The sequence below is a fragment of the Micromonospora polyrhachis genome (assembly GCF_014203835.1).
Classification (GTDB): domain Bacteria; phylum Actinomycetota; class Actinomycetes; order Mycobacteriales; family Micromonosporaceae; genus Micromonospora_H; species Micromonospora_H polyrhachis.
The window spans coordinates 3,725,571-3,746,543 of record NZ_JACHJW010000001.1 but is presented as its reverse complement, the minus strand read 5'-3'; the positions used below and the strand labels follow the sequence as shown (position 1 = coordinate 3,746,543).

The following is a 20,973-nucleotide window of genomic DNA, read 5'->3' as shown; positions in this document are numbered from 1 at the left end:
CTTTCGTTCGGAGTGCTGGTCAGAGCACGACCCGGTAGTGGGTGGTGAACCTCTGCTCGTCGTCGAGCACGTGGAAGGCGATCCCCGGTGGCTGGTCCAGGTCCGCCGGCTTGTCGCCTTCCCAGGGCAGGCGCAGGGTCCAGGTGATCGCAGGTCCGACCAGCAGGGGTCGACCGGCGAAGGTGGATACGGCCGGGGTGTGCGCGTGCCCGGTCAGGACCGCGACGACCTCGGGATGGTCGGCCAGCAGTTCGGCGAACTCGCCGGTCGGCCGCAGTCGACCGGCGTCGGGCAGCGGGTGGTGCAGGTCGACCGGCGGGTGGTGGAAGGCAATGAGGGCCGGCGAGCCGCCGTTCAACTCGTCGAGCGTGGTGTTGATCCAGTCGAGGGTTTCGGCGTCGAGCCGCCCCTCGTCGTTGCCGGGGATGGTGGAGTCGCACATCAGGATCGCCGTGTCGCTGATCCGGTGCACTCGGTTGATCGGTCCGTCGGCGGCGGGCTCCCCCAACAGTGCCGCGCGGTAGGCGGCCCGGATGTCGTGGTTGCCCGGGCAGGGCAGCACCGGGAACGGCACATCGAACAGTCGTGCGGCCTCCGCGTACTCGTCGGGGTCGCCGTTGTCGGCGATGTCGCCGGTGACCAGCACCGCGTCCACCGGCCGGGGCAGCGCCCGAAGGTAGTTCATCACCCGGGCGGCGCGCTTGGTCGCACGCTCGGTGCCGTCCAGATGTAGGTCGCTGATCTGTGCCAGCAGGATCATGAGAACCACCCGTTCTAACGGTAAAATTTCTTGACCCGTTAGAACGCTAGACTAAGGCCGAGGCGGCGGGCAAGTCACCGCAGGGACGACACCGACGGAGGGGACGGCTGTGAACCAATACCTGGCCCTCGAACTGGCGAGCACCATCCGCCACGACGGCCACGGTGGGGTGATCGACGACCTGGCCGACACACAGGGGCTGACCACCTGGCTCCGCGACCAGGCGGATCTGCTGGCCGACTGGAACGACACCGACAGCATCACCGTGGGCGAGGCGGCCCGGTCGGAGGTGGTCGCGGTACGCGCGGCAGTCCGCGCCCTGTTCGCCCGTGCGGTGCGGCCCGGTCCCCCGAGCCCGGCCGACGCGAGCCGGCTACTCCCGGTCGACCAGGCGCTCGCCCGGATCAACACGGCCACCGCCCGGCAACCGGTCACCCCGATGCTGGACTGGCCCGAGGACGGTGCCCCGAAGTCGATACTCCGGTCCACCGAACCGGATCCGGTCATCCGACTGACCGCCACCCTGGCCCGGTCCGCCATCGACTTCCTGACCGGTCCACAGCGGACCCTGCTGCGGGCCTGCACCGCACCCCGATGTGTGCGCTACTTCGTCAAGGAACACGGTCGGCAGGAGTGGTGCAAGGCGTCCTGCGGCAACCGCGCTCGCGCTGCCCGGCACTACCAACGCCATCGGCCACCGACAGAGCCGGGGCCCCGACCATAGGTCGGAGCCCCGGCGACACTGATCGCTGTTTCGGGTTACAGGGTCAGCGTCCAGGTGTTGATGTAGCCGGTGTCCGCCGAAGCGGCGTCCTGCACCCGCAGGGTCCAGGTGCCGTTGCGGGTCTCCGAGGAGAGGTCGACGGTGTAGGTCTGGTTGATGTTGTCGGTCCCACCGCCGGTCCGGTTGTGCAGCACGTACGCGCTGCCATCCGGGGCGATCAGGCTGACCACCAGGTCACCGATGTAGGTGTGCACGATGTTCACCGCCACGGTGCTGGTCGCCGAGGCGGTGCCAGAGCAGCCGGTGATGGCGATGGTGCTGTTCACCGTGCTGTTGTCCGGGATCGTGACGTCGGTGCCGTTGGTGCCGGTGCAGCCGGGGGTCCCACCGCCGGTCAGGTTCAGCGTCCAGCTGTTGATGTAGCCGGTGTCGCCGCCGGCCGCATCCTGCACCCGCAGTTTCCAGGTGCCGTTGGCCACCTCGCTGGAGAGGTTCACCGTGTAGGTCTGGTTGATGTTGTCGGTGGAGCCGCCGGTCCGGTTGTGCAGCGGGTAGGTGCTGCCGTCCGGCGCGACCAGGGTGACCACCAGGTCACCGATGTAGGTGTGCACGATGTCGACCGCGACGGTGCTGCCCGAGCCGGCGTTGCCGGCGCAGCCCGAGATGGTGATCGAGCTTTCCACCGTGCTGTTGTCGGAGATGGTGACGTCCGTGCCGTTGGTCTGCGAGCAGCCCGGCGGGCCGTTGACCGTCAGCGTGTACGTCGTGCTCTGCGTGGTCACCGTGCCCGTACCGGTGATGGTCACCGAGTAGGTGCCCGGTGCGGTGCTGCCGGTGGTGCTGATGGTCAGGCTGGCGGAGTTGCCGGAGGTGACCGACGACGGGCTGAAGCTCGCCGTCGCGCCACTGGGCAGGCCGCTGGCGCTGAGGGCGACCGTCTGCGCGCCGCCGACCGTGGTGGTCGTGCCGACCGTCGCGGTAACCGAGCTACCCGGGTTGACCGTGCCGGAGTTCGGCGTGACGCTGATCGAGAAGTCCTGCGTCGGCGGGGTGATGTTGCCGACGTAGAGCAGCTTGTTCGGCGAGCCGGCGCCCGGGCTGGTCACCACGCCGTTGGTGGCGTCGTTGACGAGCTTGTCGCGCACCTGCTGCGGGGTGTACGACGGGTTCGCGACGAGGACCAGCGCCGCCGCGCCGACCACGTGCGGGGTCGCCATCGACGTACCGCTGATGGTGTTGGTGGCGGTGTCGCTGGTGTTCCACGCCGAGGTGATCCCGCTGCCCGGGGCGAAGATGTCCAGGCAGGTGCCGATGTTGGAGTAGCCGGCCTTCGCGTCGTTGGACTCGGTCGCGCCCACCGTGATCGCGTTGGGGGTGCTGCCCGGCGAGCCGCTGCAGGCATCGGCGGAGTAGTCGTTGCCGGCCGCGAGGCCGTAGGTGACGCCGTCGGCGATCGAGGCGGTCACCGCGTCGTTGGTGGCCTGGTCGAAGCCGCCGCCGAGGCTCATGTTCGCCACCGCGGCCTCACCCGGGTCATGGTCGCCGGTGACCCAGTCGATACCGGCGATGACCTGCGCGTAGGTGCCGCTACCGGAGTTGTCCAGCACCCGTACGCCAACCAGGGTCGCGGTCTTGGCCACGCCGTGGGCGGTGCCGCCGACCGTGCCGGCGACGTGGGTGCCGTGGCCGTTGCCGTCGTCGGCGGATCCGCCGTCGATCGCGTCGAAGCCGGTCACCGCGCGTCCGCCGAAGTCACTGTGTGAGAAGCGGATGCCGGTGTCGATGATGTACGCCCGTACACCCGCTCCGGTGTTCGGGTAGGTGTAGGAGTTGTTCAGCGGCAGGTTCCGCTGGTCGATCCGGTCCAGCCCCCAGGAGGGGGTCGGGTTCTGGGTACCGGAGATCTTCACGGTGTGGTTCTGCTGGACGTACTTCACCGACGGCTCGGCCGCCAACCGCCGGGCCTCTTCGGCGGTCATCTTCGTCTCGAACCCGCGCAGCGCGTGCTGGTAGGTCCGGGCCACCGTGCCACCATGCCGGTCCGCTAGCGCCGTGGCGCTGCTGCTGATGTTCCCCCGCGCCACCATGGGGTCCTTCAGCACCACGATGTACGAATCGGCAATGGCGGTAGCACCGCCCGCCTGGAGGATCTGCCCCTCGGCGGGCGCGGCTACGGCGGGTGTGCCGAACGCCGCTACGGCCACCGTCGCGGCGGCCACCGCCCCGTAGCGCCAGTGGCGCCGGGACGTACGTGCAACTGTCATCTCCCCTGTTCCCCTCTGCTGACTGATCGAGCGCCGACGGCGCATCGATCGATGCTCATGCATCAGTTGAGGAGATGCTAAGCCGATGAGTCCCAGATGTAGAGATGTATCATTATCGATTGATCTCCCGTATGCTGGGCGATTCCACAGGGGTGACCCTGCGCGTGTCCTGATCGTCGTTTCACCAGGAGGTGCTTCGGTGCGGGCAACGGTGCACCCACCGATCAGACCTCGCCGGTTCAGGCTGGCCGCGCTCGTCATCGCTGCCGTCGTCTCGGCGACGTCGCTGGTCGGCGGGTCGCCCGCCGCGGCGGCCAGCGCCACCATCACCGTCTACGCCGGAGGCGGGAGCGACGACGTCGGCAGTGTCTTCGCCAACATCCTCGGCGCCAATCATCGATACACCTTCAACGGTTACGACACCTGGGACCCGGCCGCCGGCCAGGTACGCCCCGACGTGGTGGCCAAGACGCGGCAGATGGGAATGCGGGTGCTCCGCTGGCCGGGTGGCACGGTCGGCAACACCGTCTGGTGGAAGGGCACGATCGGCACCGACCGGATGTGCCAACGCGACGGCCGGATCACGGATCTGGGCGAGGTGGGCAACCCCGCCGACGACGTGATGCCGGCCCGCTACCCAGCCTACGGCCTCGACGAACATCTGGCGTTCGTGACCGCTGTCGGGGCGGAAGCGCAGATCATGGTGCCGATGGCGATCAGCAACGCGATCGACGCCGCCGATCTGGTCGAATACCTGAACACGCCCGCCGGGGACGGGGTCAACCCCAACGACGGTCCGGACTGGGCCGAGGTGCGCGCGGCGAACGGGCACCCCGCCCCGTACGGGGTCCGGTTCTTCGAACTCGGTAACGAGAACTACCACACCAACCAGCGCTACTGGATGGCCCAGAACCAGACCGGCGTCAACCCGCCTGCTCGGGCCGCCATCACCCAGTACGTCAACGGCGGCAGCCGGCGACTCACCGGCGAGCGACTGGGCAAGCTGACCCTGCGCGACGCGGCGGGCAACCGTAGCTGCACCGGCTCCACGGCGGGGGTCGCCAGCGACGGCACGCCGGGACAGGTCTTCAACTTCCGCTATCCGTCGGCGGCAGTCGACACCTTCGCCCTACGGGTCGACGGCGTGACCTGGCGGCGGGTGGAGAACCTCGCCTCCGCCGGCCCCGCCGACCGGGTGTTCCTGCTGCGTCCGCACATCGGCGAGGTGCAGTTCGGCGACGGGACACATGGCGCGATCCCGCCGGCCGGCGCGGACGTCGTGGCGGACTACACCTCCGAGCACCGAGGCTTCGTCCACTTCTACCGGCGGATGAAGGCGGTCGACCCGACCATCGACGTCTGCGCCGCCTGGGATCGGGCCAACTTCCCGGCGCTGTTCGCGGAGCTGGCCCCGGCTGGCAGCCGGTACGACTGCCTCGCCGCACACCCGTACACCCACTTCACCGGGGGTGGCAAGGCCGACTGGGACAGTGCCCTGGAGGCGCACGACTGGCACATGATGAGCGCCTGGGACGAACGGGAGTCGGTGGCACAACTGCGCCAGGCAGTCAACGCCAACACTTCCGCGCCGCACCCGTACATCGCGATCTCCGAGTACGGCGCGCTGTGGGGTCCGGAGGTCGGCAACCCGTTTCCCGAGTACGCCTATTCGATGACCCACGTGCTCTACATGGCCAGTCAGTGGATCCACTGGCTGGAGTTGGGCATCCCCTGGGCGGAGGGGAACGACTTCGTCTCGCACGCCTGGTACACCCTGCTCGGCCCGGCCGGCGGCGGATTCCTCCGCTCCGCCGAAGCGGTCGCCCGGGAGGCGGTCACGCCGATGTTCGCGGCCCGAGGGAAGCGGATCCGGCACATCGTGGCCGGCAACCCGCTGCGGGACCCACCGGACGCCGTGATGTGCGACGGCGGCGCACCGGCGTCGTGCACCGGAGCGTACGAGAAACTCAACGTCACGGCGACCCGGGCACCGGACGGTACGGTCTACCTGATGGTGGTCAACCGATCACCGGTGGAGGGCGACGCGATCACCGCCGACGTGGTCCTCCACGGCCTCGTCGGCTCCGGCACCGCCACCGTGCGGCGCGTCGCCCCGAGCCACTTCACCAGCCACAACGACGTCGCGACCCCGAGCGCGGTCACCCTGTCCGAGTGGCAACGCCCGGTGGCGGCGAACGGCTTCGCCGAGACCTTCCCGCCCTACTCGGTCACCCTGGTCCGGCTGCCGGCCGCCGCACAGTCCTGAAACTAGACGGTGTTGCACCAGGTGCGACAACGATGCGTGGCGTGGTACGAGGAGCGTCGCCGTTGACCGTCGCTCGGGCGCAGTGCGCGTCCGGGCCGAACCTCGGCGCTGCGGAGTTCCTGGACTCATCCGTTGTGCACATGGACCTGCCGCAGCGGCGTTCGACGCGATGTTGGAGGGCTTCGATCGCCAACAGGCGGCACGCAGGCCCGCCACGGACACCCGGCGTGGTCGGGAACGGCTGGCACGTCAGCTCCGGGCTGCCTCCGGTGCGTGGCCGTGGGAGTGGGCGCCCGCGCACTTCGACGCCACGCCGGCGCGGGTAACGCACGAGCTGAACCTGATCCGGCACACGTCCCCGCCAGCATCATCCGGGAACAACGCGCGCTGCTGGACGACGAGGAACGCCTCGCCCTGGCCCAGCGCCTCCTGCGCGACCAACTCGACGATCCACCCGCACGCCTCCCGGCCGTCCTCGTCCTACTGTTCGGCCAACGCATCACCCGCCTGGCTGCACTCGACGTCGACGCCGTCACCGTGACAGACAGCCGGACCACCCTGACTCTGGCCGTCACCCTCATCCGACTCCGCGAACCCCTCGCCGGACTCGCCCGCGAGGTTGCCGGCCACTCCCGCAGGACCGGCTCACGCTGGCTGTTCCCCAGCAGCCAGGGCAACCGGCCTCTATCCGGAGAACGTCTCCGCGACCGAGCCGCAAAGCTCGGACTGACGAACGCAGTCCATGCCCGCAACAGCGCGCTCGCGGCCCTCGCCGACCAACTACCCCCCAGCACTGCTCGCCGACCAGATCGGCCTGTCGGTTGGTGCCGCCGCGAAGTGGTCCAAGGCCACCGCCGCGACGCGCGGCACTTACGTCGGCCTCCGCGCTAAATAGCCGGAGCACTTTCGGCGTACGGCTTGGAGTGCAGAGCCAGGTACACGATGACCTACAGACTGCGTTGTCTCACCGGAAGACGGAGGGATGAGCGCGGATCGCAGTGAGCGGATGTTGACCGCAACCCGGCACTGGCTCAGTGCCAGCGCCAGCAGCCCGGCCTGCTCAGACAGCGGCGAAGGCGCCGCAAGTTCGGATTGGAGCGAGCAAGCGCGCAGGGTCGCGATAGAGAGTCGAGCGACGCCCGCTGCGCCTGGACTGCGGCCATGATTGTCAGAGCTGAGAAAGAGTCGGCGACATGTGCTAGAGTAGCCGCTGTTCCTCACCTAGGGGACAACCGGAAACTCTTGAGGGAGGTGAGATTGATGACCGTCGCGATGAAGGCTGCTGCCTGCAGCGTCCGGTCCATCCTCACGTCCCGACCCCTCGCCTGAATCCTTCCGTGACGTCCGCGACGAATTCGCGGACGCAACGCAGGGCTTCGCAGGGTCCCTTTTCGCAAGGGTTTTACGTTGTTGTCTTCCGATCCTTTTTCTCCTAGACCATCTTCCGGCGGCGGCCTTTCCGCATACGGCTGGGATACAAAGCTCGAACGGTCCTTCACATCGCATCGCGCCGCAGGTCTCATCCCTGCACGCATCATCGGCGTCGATCGCGGCAGTTGTGACGTCATCACCGAGACCGGCCTGCTGCGGGCCGGCACCTCATTGGTGGGCACATCGGACCCTGTCTCGGCTCCGTGTACCGGCGACTGGGCCGCCCTGCGCTCGGGCCATGAGCCCGAGCTGACCGCTCTGCTGCCACGTCGCAGTGTCATCGTCCGGTCCTCGGCCTCACGCTCCTCGCATGGTCAGGCCCTGGCCGCCAACATCGACACGGCCGCCTTGGTCGTCTCTATCGAGGTCCCATTGAACCTGGGCCGCATCGAACGGCTGCTGGCCCTTGCCTGGGAGAGTGGCGCGCTCCCGGTAATCGTGCTGACCAAGGCCGACCAGTCAGCCGACCCCAGCACGGCCACGGCCGAGCTGACCCAACTGGCCCCCGGTGTGGAGATCATCACCACCAGCGCCGCCAATGGTGACGGCCTGGAACTACTTACGGCCGCGCTTACCGGCACGGTGGTACTGCTCGGCCCGTCCGGAGCCGGCAAGTCGACGTTGGGCAACGCACTGCTGGGAACTCAAGTACTGGTGACCGGCGCCGTGCGAGCCCAAGACGGCAAAGGTCGCCACACGACAGTCCGCCGTCAGATGGTCCCGCTGCCAAACGGCGGCGTGCTCATCGACACCCCGGGCCTGCGCGGGATCGGCCTGTTCGACGCTGACGATGGCCTGCAGCAGGTCTTCGCCGAAATCGAGCAGCTCGCTCAGGAGTGTCGGTTCAGCGACTGCGGCCACGACTCCGAACCCGGCTGCGCCGTCCAAGCCGCGATCGCCGCCGGCGAGGTGGGCGAGCGTCGCCTGGACAGCTACCGCAAGCTCCAGCGGGAGAACGCCTGGGCAACTTCTCGCAGCGACGCACGGCTACGCGCCCAACGCGAGGATCACAGGAAGGCCATTACCCGATCTCTGCGCGAAACCTACAGCTTCCGCGACCAGCAGAGACAGTCGTGAGCCAGTCGGCCGCAGAACACGATGTTTCTCGGCCCGAACCTCACTGCACCGCCTACGTTTCCATCCCTAAGAACGCCGAAGGAATATCCAACATGTCCCACAGCTGGACCACTCGACCCGAAACCGACCAGGACATCACCGCGATCCGCGAGGTCACCCTCGACGCCTTCCCCACCCCGCTGGAAGCCGACCTGATTGAGGCGCTGCGCAGCGACCCAGCGTGGCTACCCGAGCTGTCCATCGTGGCCGAAGGTGCCGACGGTACCGTCGGCGGATACGCACTATTCACCCGCTGCCACGTCGGCGACGCCCCGGCCCTGGCACTCGGCCCCTGCGCCGTCCTGTCCCGTTACCAGAAGCAGGGCGCGGGCTCAGCCGCGATCCGGGCCGGTCTGAAGGCCGCCCGCACCATGGGCGAAAACCTCGTCCTCGTACTCGGCCACCCCGAGTACTACCCACGGTTCGGGTTCAGCCGGGCCTCCGCCTACGGGATCCGCCCGTCTTTCGAGGTGCCCGATGAGGCCATGATGGCGCTCGTATTCGACAACACCCTCCCAGTCCCGAGCGGCACCATCATCTACCCGGCACCATTCGGCGTCTAATCCATCCGGGGCTGTTCGGGGCGCTGCCACAAAACTCGTCCCGAACAGCCCTCCGCAACAGCTGTTGAGTCGGCCTGGGGCGTGGTGTCGGGATACGCCCGGCCCGTTCCCCAGGCCGCTCGCCCCCGTGCAATCCGGGTGCTGGCGTTCCCGGCGGACGATGAACCAGGTCTCGGCCGGAAGTTCCCACAACTCGTCGTCCGTCGAGGTTTCCCGCCAGCCCGCCCAGGCGTGCCCGAGCCGATCGCCGGCCGGCAGTTCACGGGCACGGGGAACGCTGGAAGCTCACGGCCATCCGCGCATCCTGCCGCCCGGGCCACGACGACCGCCAGGACCGGTCGGCTACGTAGCCGACACGGCGACGCCGGAATGGACCCGATCTCCCGCTACAGAGTTCGAAAAGCTAGGTTGAGCCGGTTCTTGAACCCGGCAGTATCCACACCCATTCGTCACCCACGAATCCGTACACTCCGCCAGGAGTACGTGCTCATTGGTCACGGCTTCGGATCACAGTCGCTCGACCAACCGGAACCGCTCGGCCACCCCGAGCGTGTCGTCGTCCACCACGAAGGCGTGGTCACCACGGAAAGCCCGGTACTCGGGGCCGTGCCAGAACGTCTCGTGCCCGGCTCGCCAGGCGGCGACACTCTCGTACCCCTCTCCCTCGTCCACCGCGTGGGCCAAGTCGATGTCGCCGAGCCGGACCACCCGCACCTCGGTGATCTCGATGACGGCGACAGCCTGGTCGGCGGAGTCGACGACCACGGAACGCTGGCCGACCTCGGGCAGCGGCTCGCCCTCGACCTCATAGTCGGCGAGCAGGCCGGTGGTCGAGGTCTTGTCGCCGGAGAGGATCGCCGCGACCAACTTGTCGCGCAGAGGGCCAGGAAAGCCGAACTCGGCCTTCGGTAGATCACGCATCCGGCGAGACTACCGACATGTACCAGCTGCACCTACTGTCTGATGACATGTGCGGACTCCCTCAGGGACGAGGTAGTCCGGATACGGGATGTGCTCCCCCGTGCGGACGTCGTCGCCGCTCGGCGACGACGTCCTGGTGAACTTCAGGTACACGGCGCTGCCGTCCCGCATCGTGACCTTCAGGCCGTAGGGGTTCATCTGCGTACCCGGATCGGAGTGGGTGTCGACGCTGGCGATATCGGGATGCTGACCAGCAGCCAGCAGCTCCTTGGTGCACTCGACGATCAAACAAGCGACGCGCATCATCGCCCCCGGCCTGGGGCTTCACGATCGACAGATAGCCCGTGTTCGGCGGCATGGAACAGGGCGGCCAGAAAGTCCAACAGCTCAGCATCCCGCATCGCGTCTGACCCGATCTTGTGGCGGATTTGGGCTGCTCAGAGTGCCGATACAGCCTATAGTCCCGGTCGGCGGCGGCGCTCGGCTCCTGACCCCCCTCTCACCCCCGGGCCTGCCGGCTGGCGAGGTGATCGCGTGCCCACTGGAGCAGGTCGCATGCCCCGGGATGTCGTGTGCAGCCCTCACACCAACGGGCCCGGCCGTTCGGATGGGTGGCGATCACGCGTCGTGCTCCGGCAGTCGCCACGTGCGGACTGTAGCCGTCGTCCATCACGGCGGCGGCCCCGCTTGGACCGCTCGCTGGATCGCGTCGGCGCGGACGCGTAGCTCGACACAGGGTGGGTGCGGGTCGGCGTTGGGCCAGGTGCAGTCCAGTTCGTGACCGCTGACCCAGACCGACAGGTGGGTGGCGTGGGCCTGCCCGGTGTGCACCCGGGCGACGACGATGTCCCGATAGTGACTTCCGGGCCGGTCCCCGCCTGGGTGGTACCAGTCGGCCGGGGCCAGGTACAAACGGGTACCGGCCGGAACCTCGGGCAGGAGTAGCGGCAGGAAGCGGCTGCGCAGCTCGTCTGCGGTGATGCCGTCCAGGTCAGCGGCGGCCTGACTCAGCATGTGGCACAGGTAGACCAGCAGGGTGACCTGGTCGTCCGCGTACCCGACGGCCAGGTCGGAACGGGCCGCCGGGCAGGGCCACGGTTCGGGGCAGGAGTCACACGACCACGCCGGCCGGACCGGCTGGTGGGCCAGCCGCCACCGCAATGGCAACTTCAAGACCTCGCGTGCCCAGTCGTCGACAAAGCACCCCTCCGGGTCGCACTGCGGGCAGATGAGATGGTGGGCCCACGGACGGCTGCGTTTGTCGTGATCGGCAACGGCTCCGCGAGCGAGTTCCATCAGCCGCGCCTCACGGATGGTGTCGTCGCTGTTGTCGCTGGCCTTCTTCCGCCACTTCATCGCGCATACCTCCGGGTTTAGAGGGTGCGGCGGTCAAGCGGAGGGACCGGACCGCCGCACCCAGCTCGGAGCGTGGTGCCCTAACGGAAGGGGGAGCTAAGGCACCACGCCGCTGGTGGTGGGCACGGCGTGCAGGTTCGGTGTGGCCGAGATGGATGCACCGCCGCCCCTCACAGAGTGGGGCAGCGATTACACGGGGTAAAGACACATGGTGTCCAGTACCTGTCCGGACACCTTCCGGACACCTTCCGGACGTTAGCCGGCCCGGGCGGTGGTGAGGGCTGCTCGATACTCGACGGTCCACTCGGCATCGCACTGATCCGCAGGTAGCCCGTCCAGGCCAGCCCGGAGATTGTCCGCCGCCGCCTTTCTATCGCCGAGCCCCAGGTACGCCAGCCCCAAGTTCAAGTAGCCGAACGTGGTGCTCAACCAGTACGCGGTCGACGGCGGCTCGGTGTCGGCCGCCGCTGTGGCGAGTTCGCTCGCGTCACCCAGCAACCGCAGGGCAGAAGCGCGCTCACCCAGCAGCGCATACCCGTGCGCGGCCTGCGCCGCATCTCCGACACGCTGGAGCGGCGCTGCCCCCGGTGTCTGGTAGGCGGCCAGAAAGTGCCTCACGATCCCGCGTGGGTTCCCCCGCTGCCGCTCCACGTAGCCCCGAAAGTTGCTCGCCTGGGCGGCCAGCACCCCGCAGTCCACCGCGTCCGCCTGGGTCGCCGCCTCGACCAGCATCCGTACCGCGTCGGCGTCACACCGAGCCTCGGCATACAGCCACCCAACAAACTGAGTGGACTCCGCAGCGACCACCCGGATTGCCGGTGCGTGCGGCCCTCGGGCGGACGCCGCAAGGTCTTGCACTGCTCTCCAGTGCGGCACTGCCCACGGCAGCATCATCGCTACGGGCACGGTGTCATCCAGCCGCCGCTGCGCTGCCAGGATGTCCGCGAGCAGGTTCACTGCCTGGGCATCCAATCGCGCCGGGTGAGAGATCGCGTATGCGATCCGCTGGTCATCATCCGGGGTGGTTTCGACTGTGGCGTCAACGACAAGCGCCGCCAAAGCACCGTCCGCTTGAAGCACTGCGTCGAGCGCCTCAGCAGCTTCGACGGTGGGCCGGAGTCGGCCGGTCTCCAAGTCGTGTAGATGGCTCTTGCTGTAGTGCACGCTTCGGGCCAGGTCCCGAAGTGAGAGCCGCTGTTGTCGACGTAGTCGGGCGAATATGGCATGCCATCGAGGGTCGACAATGGTCCGAGTGCGCGCTGGCATGGCGAGTTCCTCCTACACGAGGTGGTCCAGGCCTGTACGGCGCTGGTGCCGCTTCGGACGGTACGTCGACTGCGCACAGCCTGCTAGCCTGACCCGCGTGCGATGTAGGGCCGGAGTACGCCTCCGGCCCTGTTTTGCGTATCTGGGTTGGTCTCAGGCGACAGCCGCGAAACTTCAATCACCAACAGCAGAGGCAGTGGTTCCATGACGGTGTTCACGTGCCTTCGCTGCAAGACTCCTCAGACGAAGGACCTGGACGAGGTGCAGTTTGCGGAGTTGCCGGAACCCGTCGCGCCTTCTGATCTACAACCCGGCGAACCATGTCCAGCATGGCTGCCAGCAGGCAAGTTCGCCGTCGACCCCGACCCGTTCGGGCCGCCCCACGTGCCGAGCGCCACGGATGAGCGGCTTCTAGTTTCCGCAGGGCCCCGTAACACTGTCCTGATCAATCCAGCCGACCTGCTTGTACGCCGTCTGCACCCGAACGCCGGTCGCCGTAACGGCTGCTGTGGCCTCGACGGTCTCGACGGCCCCAACTTGGTGTGTAGCTGTGGGGCAGAACTCGCGACCCAATCGTCTGACTGCTGGACGGCCCAGGTCGTTCGGTTGCAGCCGCTCGCCATCGTTCGCACTACGCTCCGGACATAGGGCCCTGTCGCGGGATATGCCCGACAGTCACGTCCGACCAGATGATTGACGAATCGCACGGTCAGCGGCAGAAGGGAAGGAACTGCTGCTCTGGCACACTCGGTGGCGTGTTGATCACCATCACTCTGCGGAACGTCGGCACGGCTGCCATCGTGGTCGGACTGCTCATCGCCGTATTGACCCTCGGCACCACCACTGACCGTCCATTCATTCTGGCCTTGCTGCTCGTCCTCGTCGGTACTGGCCTACGGTTGGAGGCCGCCGTTCGCGCCCGAAACGCCCATCACCATGGCAGCGGCCACTGACCTCCATCGCGGTACACACACAGCGACATGGGCAATGCCGACGCGCTCAGCTCGGCAAGCTCGACGGGCGGCTGTCGTGAAGCCGGTTGCTGTCAGCGTTGCTGTCACGCCACTGAGACGGGCCGGCGGGACGCCGGAAGGCCTGGTGGTGTTGGAGCCCCCGGCCGGGATCGAACCGGCGACATCTCGCTTACAAGGCGAGTGCTCTGGCCAACTGAGCTACAGGGGCGTGCGTTCGACGTCAGCATAGCCACTGACGTCCGATTATCACGGCAACCAGGGGCCCCGGCCAACGAGATCATCTGCTACGACACACCGCCGACGTCGCCGCCAGTTACGCAGCGCTACGCCCCCAACGGCGATTGATGTCCTGCCGTGCTCGGATGACCGAATTGTGAATGCGGTGCGTCCCAGAAACGGGACCTGACCTTGGCAGTTGGGCCGATGCCGTTTACGGTGACGTGACACGAACGACACTCCGAAGCTGCCCCCCGGTCGCCCGGGGTGTCCCGTGGGACCGGCACACGTCGTGCCGGTCGCTCCTTCACTCGGATCGTCCGGCACGTTCCTGCCGGTGAAAGGAAGCACCCAGCGATGGCTACGGTCACCTACTCGAAGGCCAGCCGGATCTACCCCGGTTCCGAGCGGCCTGCGGTCAACGAACTCGACCTCGAAATCGGCGACGGCGAGTTCCTCGTCCTCGTCGGCCCCTCCGGTTGCGGCAAGTCCACCAGTCTGCGCATGCTCGCCGGCCTGGAGGACGTCGACCAGGGCTCGATCCACATCGACGACCGGGACGTCACCCACCTGCCGCCGAAGGCCCGCGACATCGCCATGGTCTTCCAGAACTACGCGCTCTACCCGCACATGACGGTCTACGAGAACATGGCCTTCGCACTCAAGCTGCGCAAGACCTCGAAGGCCGAAATCGACCGGCGGGTCAAGGAAGCCGCCGCCCTGCTCCAGTTGGAGGAGTACCTCGGCCGTAAGCCCAAGGCCCTCTCCGGCGGTCAGCGCCAGCGAGTCGCGATGGGCCGGGCCATCGTCCGGGAGCCCCAGGTCTTCCTCATGGACGAGCCGCTGTCCAACCTCGACGCCAAGCTCCGGGTGCAGACCCGTACCCAGATCGCCTCGTTGCAGGCCAAGCTCGGCGTCACCACGGTCTACGTCACGCACGACCAGATCGAGGCCATGACCATGGGTCACCGGGTCGCGGTCATGCTCGACGGCGTACTCCAGCAGGTGGACACCCCCCGGGCGCTCTACGACACCCCGGCCAACGTCTTCGTCGCCGGCTTCATGGGCTCGCCCGCCATGAACATCAAGACGGTTTCGCTGACCGACGACGGTGCTCTCTTCGCCGAGATGGTCGTTCCGCTCACCCGCGAGCAGGTGGCCGCCGCCAAGGCCGACGGTGGCAACGGCAAGGTGACCGTCGGTTTCCGTCCCGAGGACTGCGACCTGGTCAGCCCGACCGAGGGCGGCATGCCGGTCGTCGTCGAGCTGGTCGAGGACCTCGGCTCGGACGCCAACATCTACGGGCACGCCGCGCTCGACGGTGCCTCGGAGCGGTTCGTCGTCCGTACCGACCGGCAGCACATGCCCAACATGGGCGACACCGTCCACGTCAAGCCGCGCGCCGGTCGTAACCACGCCTTCCACGCGGTGAACGGCACGCGCATCTGACGATCAGGCGTACGACAGGAGGGCGGTCCGCGATCGGCGGGCCGCCCTCTTCCGTGTCCCGGTCGGGTCCTGGCGAACCCGGGTGTCGGCTCAGGCGTCGGCAAACCGGACGAAGACGAACTTCGCCCTCGCACCACAGACGATGACCGACGTGTTCCAGGAACAGCTCGCCGACCGGATCTCCTTCAACGACCCCAGCTCGACCGGTTTCTCGCCCGAACCAACCGGCAGGCCAGCAACGCTGACGTTGTCCGGGTAGTCCGACAGGTTCTCGGCGAAGTGCAGCAGGTTTCCCCCGTCCACACGTACCGTCCGGCCCTCCCGGGACAGCAACTGCCCGCCGTCCGGCTTGAAGATGGTGGTCTTGGCCGGCGACCCGGCCGTACGGGTAGAAACGTGCTCGCCGACGGAGAGGATCGTCTCCGCCGACGGTGTGGGCTTACGCCACGGCTTGACGTCCTTGTCGGTGCTGACCGCCACCAGCATGGTGTTGGCCGCCTCGTACCCCTTCCGTTCCAGCAGGCACACCCGGTCCTGGCCGCAGGGTGCCAGCGCCTTTGCCGTGTGTTCCTTGTCCGGCGCGGTGTACAGGCTCGTCGGCTCGCCCATGCTCGCCAGGTCGTACGACACCAGGCGGTAGCCGCCGTCCTTCGGTGCGACGTAGAGCCGGCCGTCGTGAGCGACCACGTAGTCGTCGCGGTCGGCGACGTTGGGGCGGCTCTTCAGTTCCTTACCGGTCTTCGCGTCGATGACCGCAACCGACCGGTCCGCACCGATCCGCACGAGCCGCTGCTCGTCGCCGTGGTACGGGTCGCGCGTCCCACTGTCGACATTACTTGGTCCGCCCAGCATCTCGGTTGTCGTCACCCGGTAGACCGACACGTCGGCCTCGCCCCGGCTGTCCTTCGGCAGCTCCGTCGCCCACTTCTGTTTCCCGGTACGCAGGTCGAGCCCGACCAACTGGTGGGCGGTCCGGTCGGCGATCACCACCAGCTCGTCGTAGAAGGCGATGGTGTCGTTGCCGGTGACACTGCGTTTCCACAACTCCCGGCCCTTGCTGGTCGGGTCTATGACGATCAGGTCACGGGGTTGCCGGCTGTTCGACGCGGCGGCGAGGATTCCGATGCCCTTGTCCCGGACCGCGTAGATGCCGACCCACTGGTCGGCGGTGCTGCTCGTCTCGTACTGCCACAGCACCTTGGCCGAGCCTGCCTCGGCGGCCACCACCTGCAACCGGTCGTCGTCGCGCTCGTAGGCGAGATAGGCCCGGTCGCCGGCGAGCGTCGTACTCATCCGGGTCGGTTGCTGGTCGCCGGTCGGCACCGAGCCGATCTCGCTGAACGGCTGGAAGGCGATGTCGGCGTAGCCGCCCCGGGTGAAGTAGAGAACGGCGGCGGCCACCACCCCGACCAGCGCCAACGTGGCACCGGCCCCGATCCACACCGACCGTCGTCGGACCAGGCCACGCAGCCCGGCGGCCGGTGGCGCAGGGGGCGGCGCGGGCGGGCCGGACCAGCCCGGACCGGCCGCGGCAAGCGACGACGGGCCGCCGGGCGGGACCTGGGGTACGCCGCCAGGCGAGACCGGGTGTGGACCAGCCGGTACGGACGGCGGCACGCCGACCGGCGGGGCGGCACTCCCCGCTGGTGGACTGCCGGCCAGGACGGCCAACTCCGCCAGCGACCCCTCGGCCACCGGAAGTTCCGGCTGTTCCAGCACGGTCGGCGCGATACCGAGCTCGGCATGCAACAGTCGCGCGACCAGGGGCACCCGACTCGAACCGCCGACGAGGAAGAGGCCGGCGAGCTGGTGCGGCACCAGTCCCGCCTGCGCGATCACCGAGGCCGCCTCGGCCACCCCCCGGTGCAGCAGCGGCGTGGCGAGCCGCTCCAACTCGTCGCGGGTGAGATGGAACGCCTGCTCCACCCCGGGCACCGCGATCGGGGCCACGGTGGCCCGGGACAGCATCTCCTTGGCACCCCGTACGTCGTCCCAGAACCGACGCCGGTCCCGCCACTGGGTCGTCGTCTCCGGCAGGGTCAGCCGCTGCCGCGCCTGTGGATCGGTGGCGGCGATCAGCGTGCCCAGGTGCTCGACGATGGCCGCGTCCAGGTCGAGGCCGCCCAGTTCGGCCAGCCCGCCGGAGCCGATGACGGCGAACCGGGCCCGGCCGGTCTGGTCGACGCCCTCGTTGCGAACCAGCGCGATGTCGAGGGTGCCCCCGCCGAAGTCGTAGACGGCGATGGCGGACCCGACCGGCACCGGGCGGCGCAGCACGTCGGCGAAGTAGCGGGCCGCCGCGACCGGCTCGGGCACCAGCACGGTGCCGCCGAGCGCACCTGCCGCACCACTCGGGGTCGTGGTCGGATCGGCCGGGGGCCAGCCGGCCCGGCTCACCGCTGTGGCCAGCACCCCGCGACGGCGTACGCCCCAGCTCGCCGGATAGGTGAGCACGGCGGGCGGGAGGAAGCCAACCGCCTCGACCGCTGCCTGCGCCACCGCACGCAGCAACGCACCGAGCAGGTCCACGGTGGGCACTTCATGGTCGCCGAGCAGGACGGCTGGTTCGTCGACGCGCCGCTTCGGGTTGGGCTCGTAGCGCCCGGGGTCGGTCTGGGCAAGCCGGGCGGCATCGCGGCCGACGTGCAGCCGGCCCTGTTCGTCGAGGTAGACGCCGGCCGGCATGATCGGCTGTCCGTCGAAGAGCAGCGGTCGGGTACGACCGTCCGGCCAGCGGAGCACCGCCACGATGTTGGACGTACCAAGGTCGACGCCGATCGCGTAACCGCCGGCCTGCCATGCCATGTGCCGTCTCCTCCGGGGCGAGGGGATGCCCGGCATTGCATGTTACGGGGACGACGCACCCGCCCTGCCCAGCCCATTGATCAGAACCAGCGATCTCGATCAGTGGGCGGAGCAGGGCGGCAATGTCAGCGTCGGAAGGTGACGAACCCGGTGCGGCCGGTGCCGGTGACGGTCAGGAGGCGGTACGGCGGCGGGCCACCTCGGCCAGCGTCACGGCGGCGGCGACGCTGGCGTTGAGCGACTCCACCGTCGAGGCCATCGGGATGCCGACCCGCAGGTCACAGGTCTCCCCGACCAGGCGGGACAGCCCTCGGCCCTCCGAGCCGACCACCACCACGAGCGGACCGACCGCGACCTCCAGGTCGTAGAGGTCGGTCTCGCCGTCGGCGTCCAACCCGACCACGATGAAGCCGGCCTGCTGGCATGCCTTGATCGCCCGGGTCAGGTTGGTCACCTGACTGACCGGCACCCGGGCGGCGGCACCGGCGCTGGTCCGCCACGCGGTGGCGGTGATGCCGGCGGCCCGCCGTTCCGGTACGAAGACCCCCTGGGCACCGAAGGCCGCCGCCGAGCGGATCACCGCACCGAGGTTGCGCGGGTCGGTGACCCCGTCCAGTGCGACGAGCAGCGGGGCGGGCTGTTCCAGGGCCGCCGCGACCAGGTCCTCGAACTGCTCGTAGGCGAACGGCGGCACCTGCAGTCCCAGGCCCTGGTGCAGCACCCCACCGGTCATCCGGTCCAGCTCGGCCCGGCTGATCTCCATGATCGCGATGCCCCGGTCCGCCGAGGTGCGGACCACCTCGTTGACCCGGTCGTCGATCTCGATGCCCTGAGCGACGTACAGTGCGGTCGCTGGCACGTTCGCGCGTAGCGCCTCCAGCACAGGGTTACGCCCGACGAGCAGCTCGGGGGCGTCCCTGGGCGGCATGGACTTACGGCCGGGTGCGACCCGCGGCCCGGTCCGGGTGGGCACCTTGCCACCGGCACCCCGGCCACCCGCGCCCCGGGTGGGCGCGGCACCCCGACCACCGGTACGACCAGCGCCCGTACCCCGACCGCCCTTGCCGGTGGCCGAGCCGGCACCCCAGGTGGTGTCCTTCGAACCCGGCGTGCCGATCTTCGGGGCCCGGCCCTCCTCGGCCGCCGTGCGACGCTCCTTCTCCTGCTTCCAGGCGGTGCGCTGCGGCAGCTTCTCGGTGCCCGAGTAGCCCTTGTGCCACGGCCGCTCGTCGGCGGGCAGAGTCCTGCCCCGGCCGGCGAGGCTGGCCCGGTTCTTGCCACCGGAACCGGCGGCGGCGCCCTTCTTGGGGGTGGCACGCCGGCCACGGCGCTGCGAATTGCCGGCCATCAGTCCTGCTCTCCGATTGTCCAACGGGGTCCCTGCGGGGTGTCCTCGACCACCACACCGGCCTGCTTGAGCTGGTCGCGCACCGCATCGGCGGCAGCCCAGTCCTTGCGGGCCCGAGCCTGGGTACGCTGCTCCAGCGCCAACGCGATCAACGCGTCGACCACCCCGCGCAGGCTGTCCTCCTGGCCGTCACCGGACCAGGATTCGTCGAGGGGGTCGACACCGAGGATATCCAGCATCCCCCGGACCGCCACCAGCGCGGTACCGGCGGCGGCGTCATCGCCATCGGCCAGCGCCAGATTGCCATCGCGTACGGTGTCGTGCAGCACGGCCAGCGCGGCCGAGGTGTTCAGATCGTCGTCCAGCGCCGCGCCGAACGCGGCCGGAAGGTCACCGAAGCCTTCGACGCCCTCAGCGCCGCCGATCTCGCCGGGGCCGAGGCGTTCTGCCGCGCGGCGCACGAAGCCCTCGATCCGCCGATAGGCGACCGCGGCCTCGCGTAGTGACTCGTCCGAGTAGTCGATCCGGGACCGGTAGTGCGGCGCGACGAGGTAGTAGCGCAGTTCGACCGGGCGGATGCCGAGCGCGGCCACGTGCACCAGGTCGAGGACGTTGCCCAGGGATTTGCTCATCTTGGTCTCGCCGAGGTTGAGCAGCCCGTGGTGCACCCAGTAGCGGGCGAACGGCAGCCCGGCCGCCTTCGACTGGGCGATCTCGTTCTCGTGGTGCGGGAAGGTCAGGTCGACCCCGCCACCGTGGATGTCGAACTCGGCCCCGAGGTAGCGGCGGCACATCGCCGAGCACTCGATGTGCCAGCCCGGTCGGCCGGGTCCCCATGGCGACGGCCAGGAGGCGTCGGCCGGCTCCTCGGGTTTGATCCCCTTCCACAGCGCGAAGTCACGCGGGTCCCGTTTGCCCCGGTCGGGAGCGTCCCCGGCGGCCTGCATGGCCTCCGGGCGCTGACCGGCGGAAAGCATCGCCTCCGGGTGCTGGCCGGAGAGGGCACCGTACTCGGGGTAGGACAGGACGTCGAAGTAGACGTCGCCGGAGCCATCCTCGGCCGGGTAGGCGTGCCCGTCGGCAATCAGCTTCTGGATCAGCTCCTGCATCTCCAGGATGTGCCCGGTCGCCCTCGGCTCGTACGTCGGCGGAAGCACGTTGAGGGTCCGGTAGGCGGCACCGAGGATCACCTCGTTGGTGTAGGCGATCGACCAGAACGGTCGGCCCTGCTCCACCGACTTGGCCAGGATCTTGTCGTCGATGTCGGTGATGTTGCGAATGAACGTGACCTCGTAACCGGTGTGCAGGAACCAGCGACGTAGTACGTCGTAGTTCACGCCGGAACGAAGGTGGCCGATGTGTGGCGGAGACTGGACGGTGAGACCACACAGGTAGATCCCCACCTTGCCGGGTTCCTGCGGGACGAAGTCCCGCACCGATCTGGTGGCGGTGTCATACAGGCGTAGCGTCACCGTACAAGGGTAACGGTCACGCATTCCGATGATTGCCCTGCA

The 20,973-nt window shown here is 68.7% G+C and carries 16 protein-coding genes and 1 tRNA gene; 7 read left to right on the top strand and 10 right to left on the bottom strand.

Translation table 11 applies throughout. The features are described 5' to 3' along the window. Positions 1 to 19: 19 nt before the first annotated feature. Positions 20 to 760, bottom strand: a complete 741-nt coding sequence (locus tag FHR38_RS16325; RefSeq protein WP_184539753.1) for a metallophosphoesterase — start codon at positions 758 to 760, stop codon at positions 20 to 22. Between the two features lie 109 nt (positions 761 to 869). On the opposite strand from FHR38_RS16325, the gene FHR38_RS16320 reads away from it, so the two are divergent. Beyond that, positions 870 to 1,484 carry a CGNR zinc finger domain-containing protein gene (locus FHR38_RS16320; protein WP_184535479.1) on the top strand — a complete coding sequence of 205 codons (615 nt, stop codon included), beginning with the start codon at positions 870 to 872 and terminating at the stop codon, positions 1,482 to 1,484. 35 nt (positions 1,485 to 1,519) lie between these two features. On the opposite strand, the gene FHR38_RS16315 is transcribed toward FHR38_RS16320, so the two are convergent. Further along, positions 1,520 to 3,748, bottom strand: coding sequence for a S8 family peptidase (locus FHR38_RS16315; protein WP_184535478.1), 2,229 nt, complete (start codon positions 3,746 to 3,748; stop codon positions 1,520 to 1,522). Positions 3,749 to 3,947: 199 nt separating this feature from the next. Between FHR38_RS16315 and FHR38_RS16310 the strand changes: the two genes are divergently transcribed. From FHR38_RS16310 to FHR38_RS16295, 4 genes are all read left to right on the top strand, one after another. Continuing rightward, positions 3,948 to 6,014: an alpha-L-arabinofuranosidase family protein gene (locus FHR38_RS16310; RefSeq protein ID WP_184535477.1), complete on the top strand. Its 2,067-nt coding sequence runs from the start codon at positions 3,948 to 3,950 to the stop codon at positions 6,012 to 6,014. Positions 6,015 to 6,287: 273 nt separating this feature from the next. Beyond that, positions 6,288 to 6,905: a hypothetical protein gene (locus tag FHR38_RS16305; protein ID WP_184535476.1), complete on the top strand. Its 618-nt coding sequence runs from the start codon at positions 6,288 to 6,290 to the stop codon at positions 6,903 to 6,905. 516 nt (positions 6,906 to 7,421) lie between these two features. Beyond that, positions 7,422 to 8,522, top strand: a complete 1,101-nt coding sequence (gene rsgA, locus FHR38_RS16300; RefSeq protein WP_221449049.1) for a ribosome small subunit-dependent GTPase A — start codon at positions 7,422 to 7,424, stop codon at positions 8,520 to 8,522. Positions 8,523 to 8,614: 92 nt separating this feature from the next. Further along, positions 8,615 to 9,124, top strand: a complete 510-nt coding sequence (locus tag FHR38_RS16295; RefSeq protein ID WP_184535475.1) for a GNAT family N-acetyltransferase — start codon at positions 8,615 to 8,617, stop codon at positions 9,122 to 9,124. Positions 9,125 to 9,631: 507 nt separating this feature from the next. On the opposite strand, the gene FHR38_RS16290 is transcribed toward FHR38_RS16295, so the two are convergent. The 4 genes from FHR38_RS16290 to FHR38_RS16275 form a co-directional block, all read right to left on the bottom strand. Beyond that, positions 9,632 to 10,045, bottom strand: coding sequence for an ASCH domain-containing protein (locus FHR38_RS16290; protein ID WP_184535474.1), 414 nt, complete (start codon positions 10,043 to 10,045; stop codon positions 9,632 to 9,634). A 9-nt stretch (positions 10,046 to 10,054) separates the two neighbouring features. After that, entirely contained in the window at positions 10,055 to 10,351 is a 297-nt protein-coding gene (locus FHR38_RS16285; protein WP_184535473.1) for a hypothetical protein, read from the bottom strand. Positions 10,352 to 10,714: 363 nt separating this feature from the next. Next, a complete protein-coding gene (locus tag FHR38_RS16280; RefSeq protein WP_184535472.1) occupies positions 10,715 to 11,401 on the bottom strand; it encodes a hypothetical protein in 687 nt (228 codons plus the stop codon). Positions 11,402 to 11,656: 255 nt separating this feature from the next. After that, positions 11,657 to 12,667, bottom strand: a complete 1,011-nt coding sequence (locus FHR38_RS16275) for a helix-turn-helix domain-containing protein (protein WP_184535471.1) — start codon at positions 12,665 to 12,667, stop codon at positions 11,657 to 11,659. Positions 12,668 to 13,422: 755 nt separating this feature from the next. On the opposite strand from FHR38_RS16275, the gene FHR38_RS16270 reads away from it, so the two are divergent. Continuing rightward, the gene (locus FHR38_RS16270; RefSeq protein WP_184535470.1) at positions 13,423 to 13,620 is read left to right on the top strand and encodes a hypothetical protein; all 198 of its coding nucleotides are present in this window, start codon (positions 13,423 to 13,425) and stop codon (positions 13,618 to 13,620) included. 152 nt (positions 13,621 to 13,772) lie between these two features. Here the strand turns inward: FHR38_RS16270 and FHR38_RS16265 are convergent. Beyond that, positions 13,773 to 13,849, bottom strand: a tRNA-Thr gene (locus FHR38_RS16265). A 365-nt stretch (positions 13,850 to 14,214) separates the two neighbouring features. Here FHR38_RS16265 and FHR38_RS16260 point away from each other — a divergent pair. Continuing rightward, entirely contained in the window at positions 14,215 to 15,306 is a 1,092-nt protein-coding gene (locus tag FHR38_RS16260) for an ABC transporter ATP-binding protein (protein WP_184535469.1), read from the top strand. A 90-nt stretch (positions 15,307 to 15,396) separates the two neighbouring features. On the opposite strand, the gene FHR38_RS16255 is transcribed toward FHR38_RS16260, so the two are convergent. The 3 genes from FHR38_RS16255 to cysS form a co-directional block, all read right to left on the bottom strand. Further along, positions 15,397 to 18,111 carry an Hsp70 family protein gene (locus FHR38_RS16255; protein ID WP_184535468.1) on the bottom strand — a complete coding sequence of 905 codons (2,715 nt, stop codon included), beginning with the start codon at positions 18,109 to 18,111 and terminating at the stop codon, positions 15,397 to 15,399. 172 nt (positions 18,112 to 18,283) lie between these two features. Further along, positions 18,284 to 19,459, bottom strand: a complete 1,176-nt coding sequence (gene rlmB, locus FHR38_RS16250; protein WP_184535467.1) for a 23S rRNA (guanosine(2251)-2'-O)-methyltransferase RlmB — start codon at positions 19,457 to 19,459, stop codon at positions 18,284 to 18,286. Then, positions 19,459 to 20,931, bottom strand: coding sequence for a cysteine--tRNA ligase (cysS, locus tag FHR38_RS16245; protein ID WP_184535466.1), 1,473 nt, complete (start codon positions 20,929 to 20,931; stop codon positions 19,459 to 19,461). The genes rlmB and cysS overlap by 1 nt, the downstream gene beginning before the upstream one ends. Between the last annotated feature and the right edge of the window lie 42 nt (positions 20,932 to 20,973).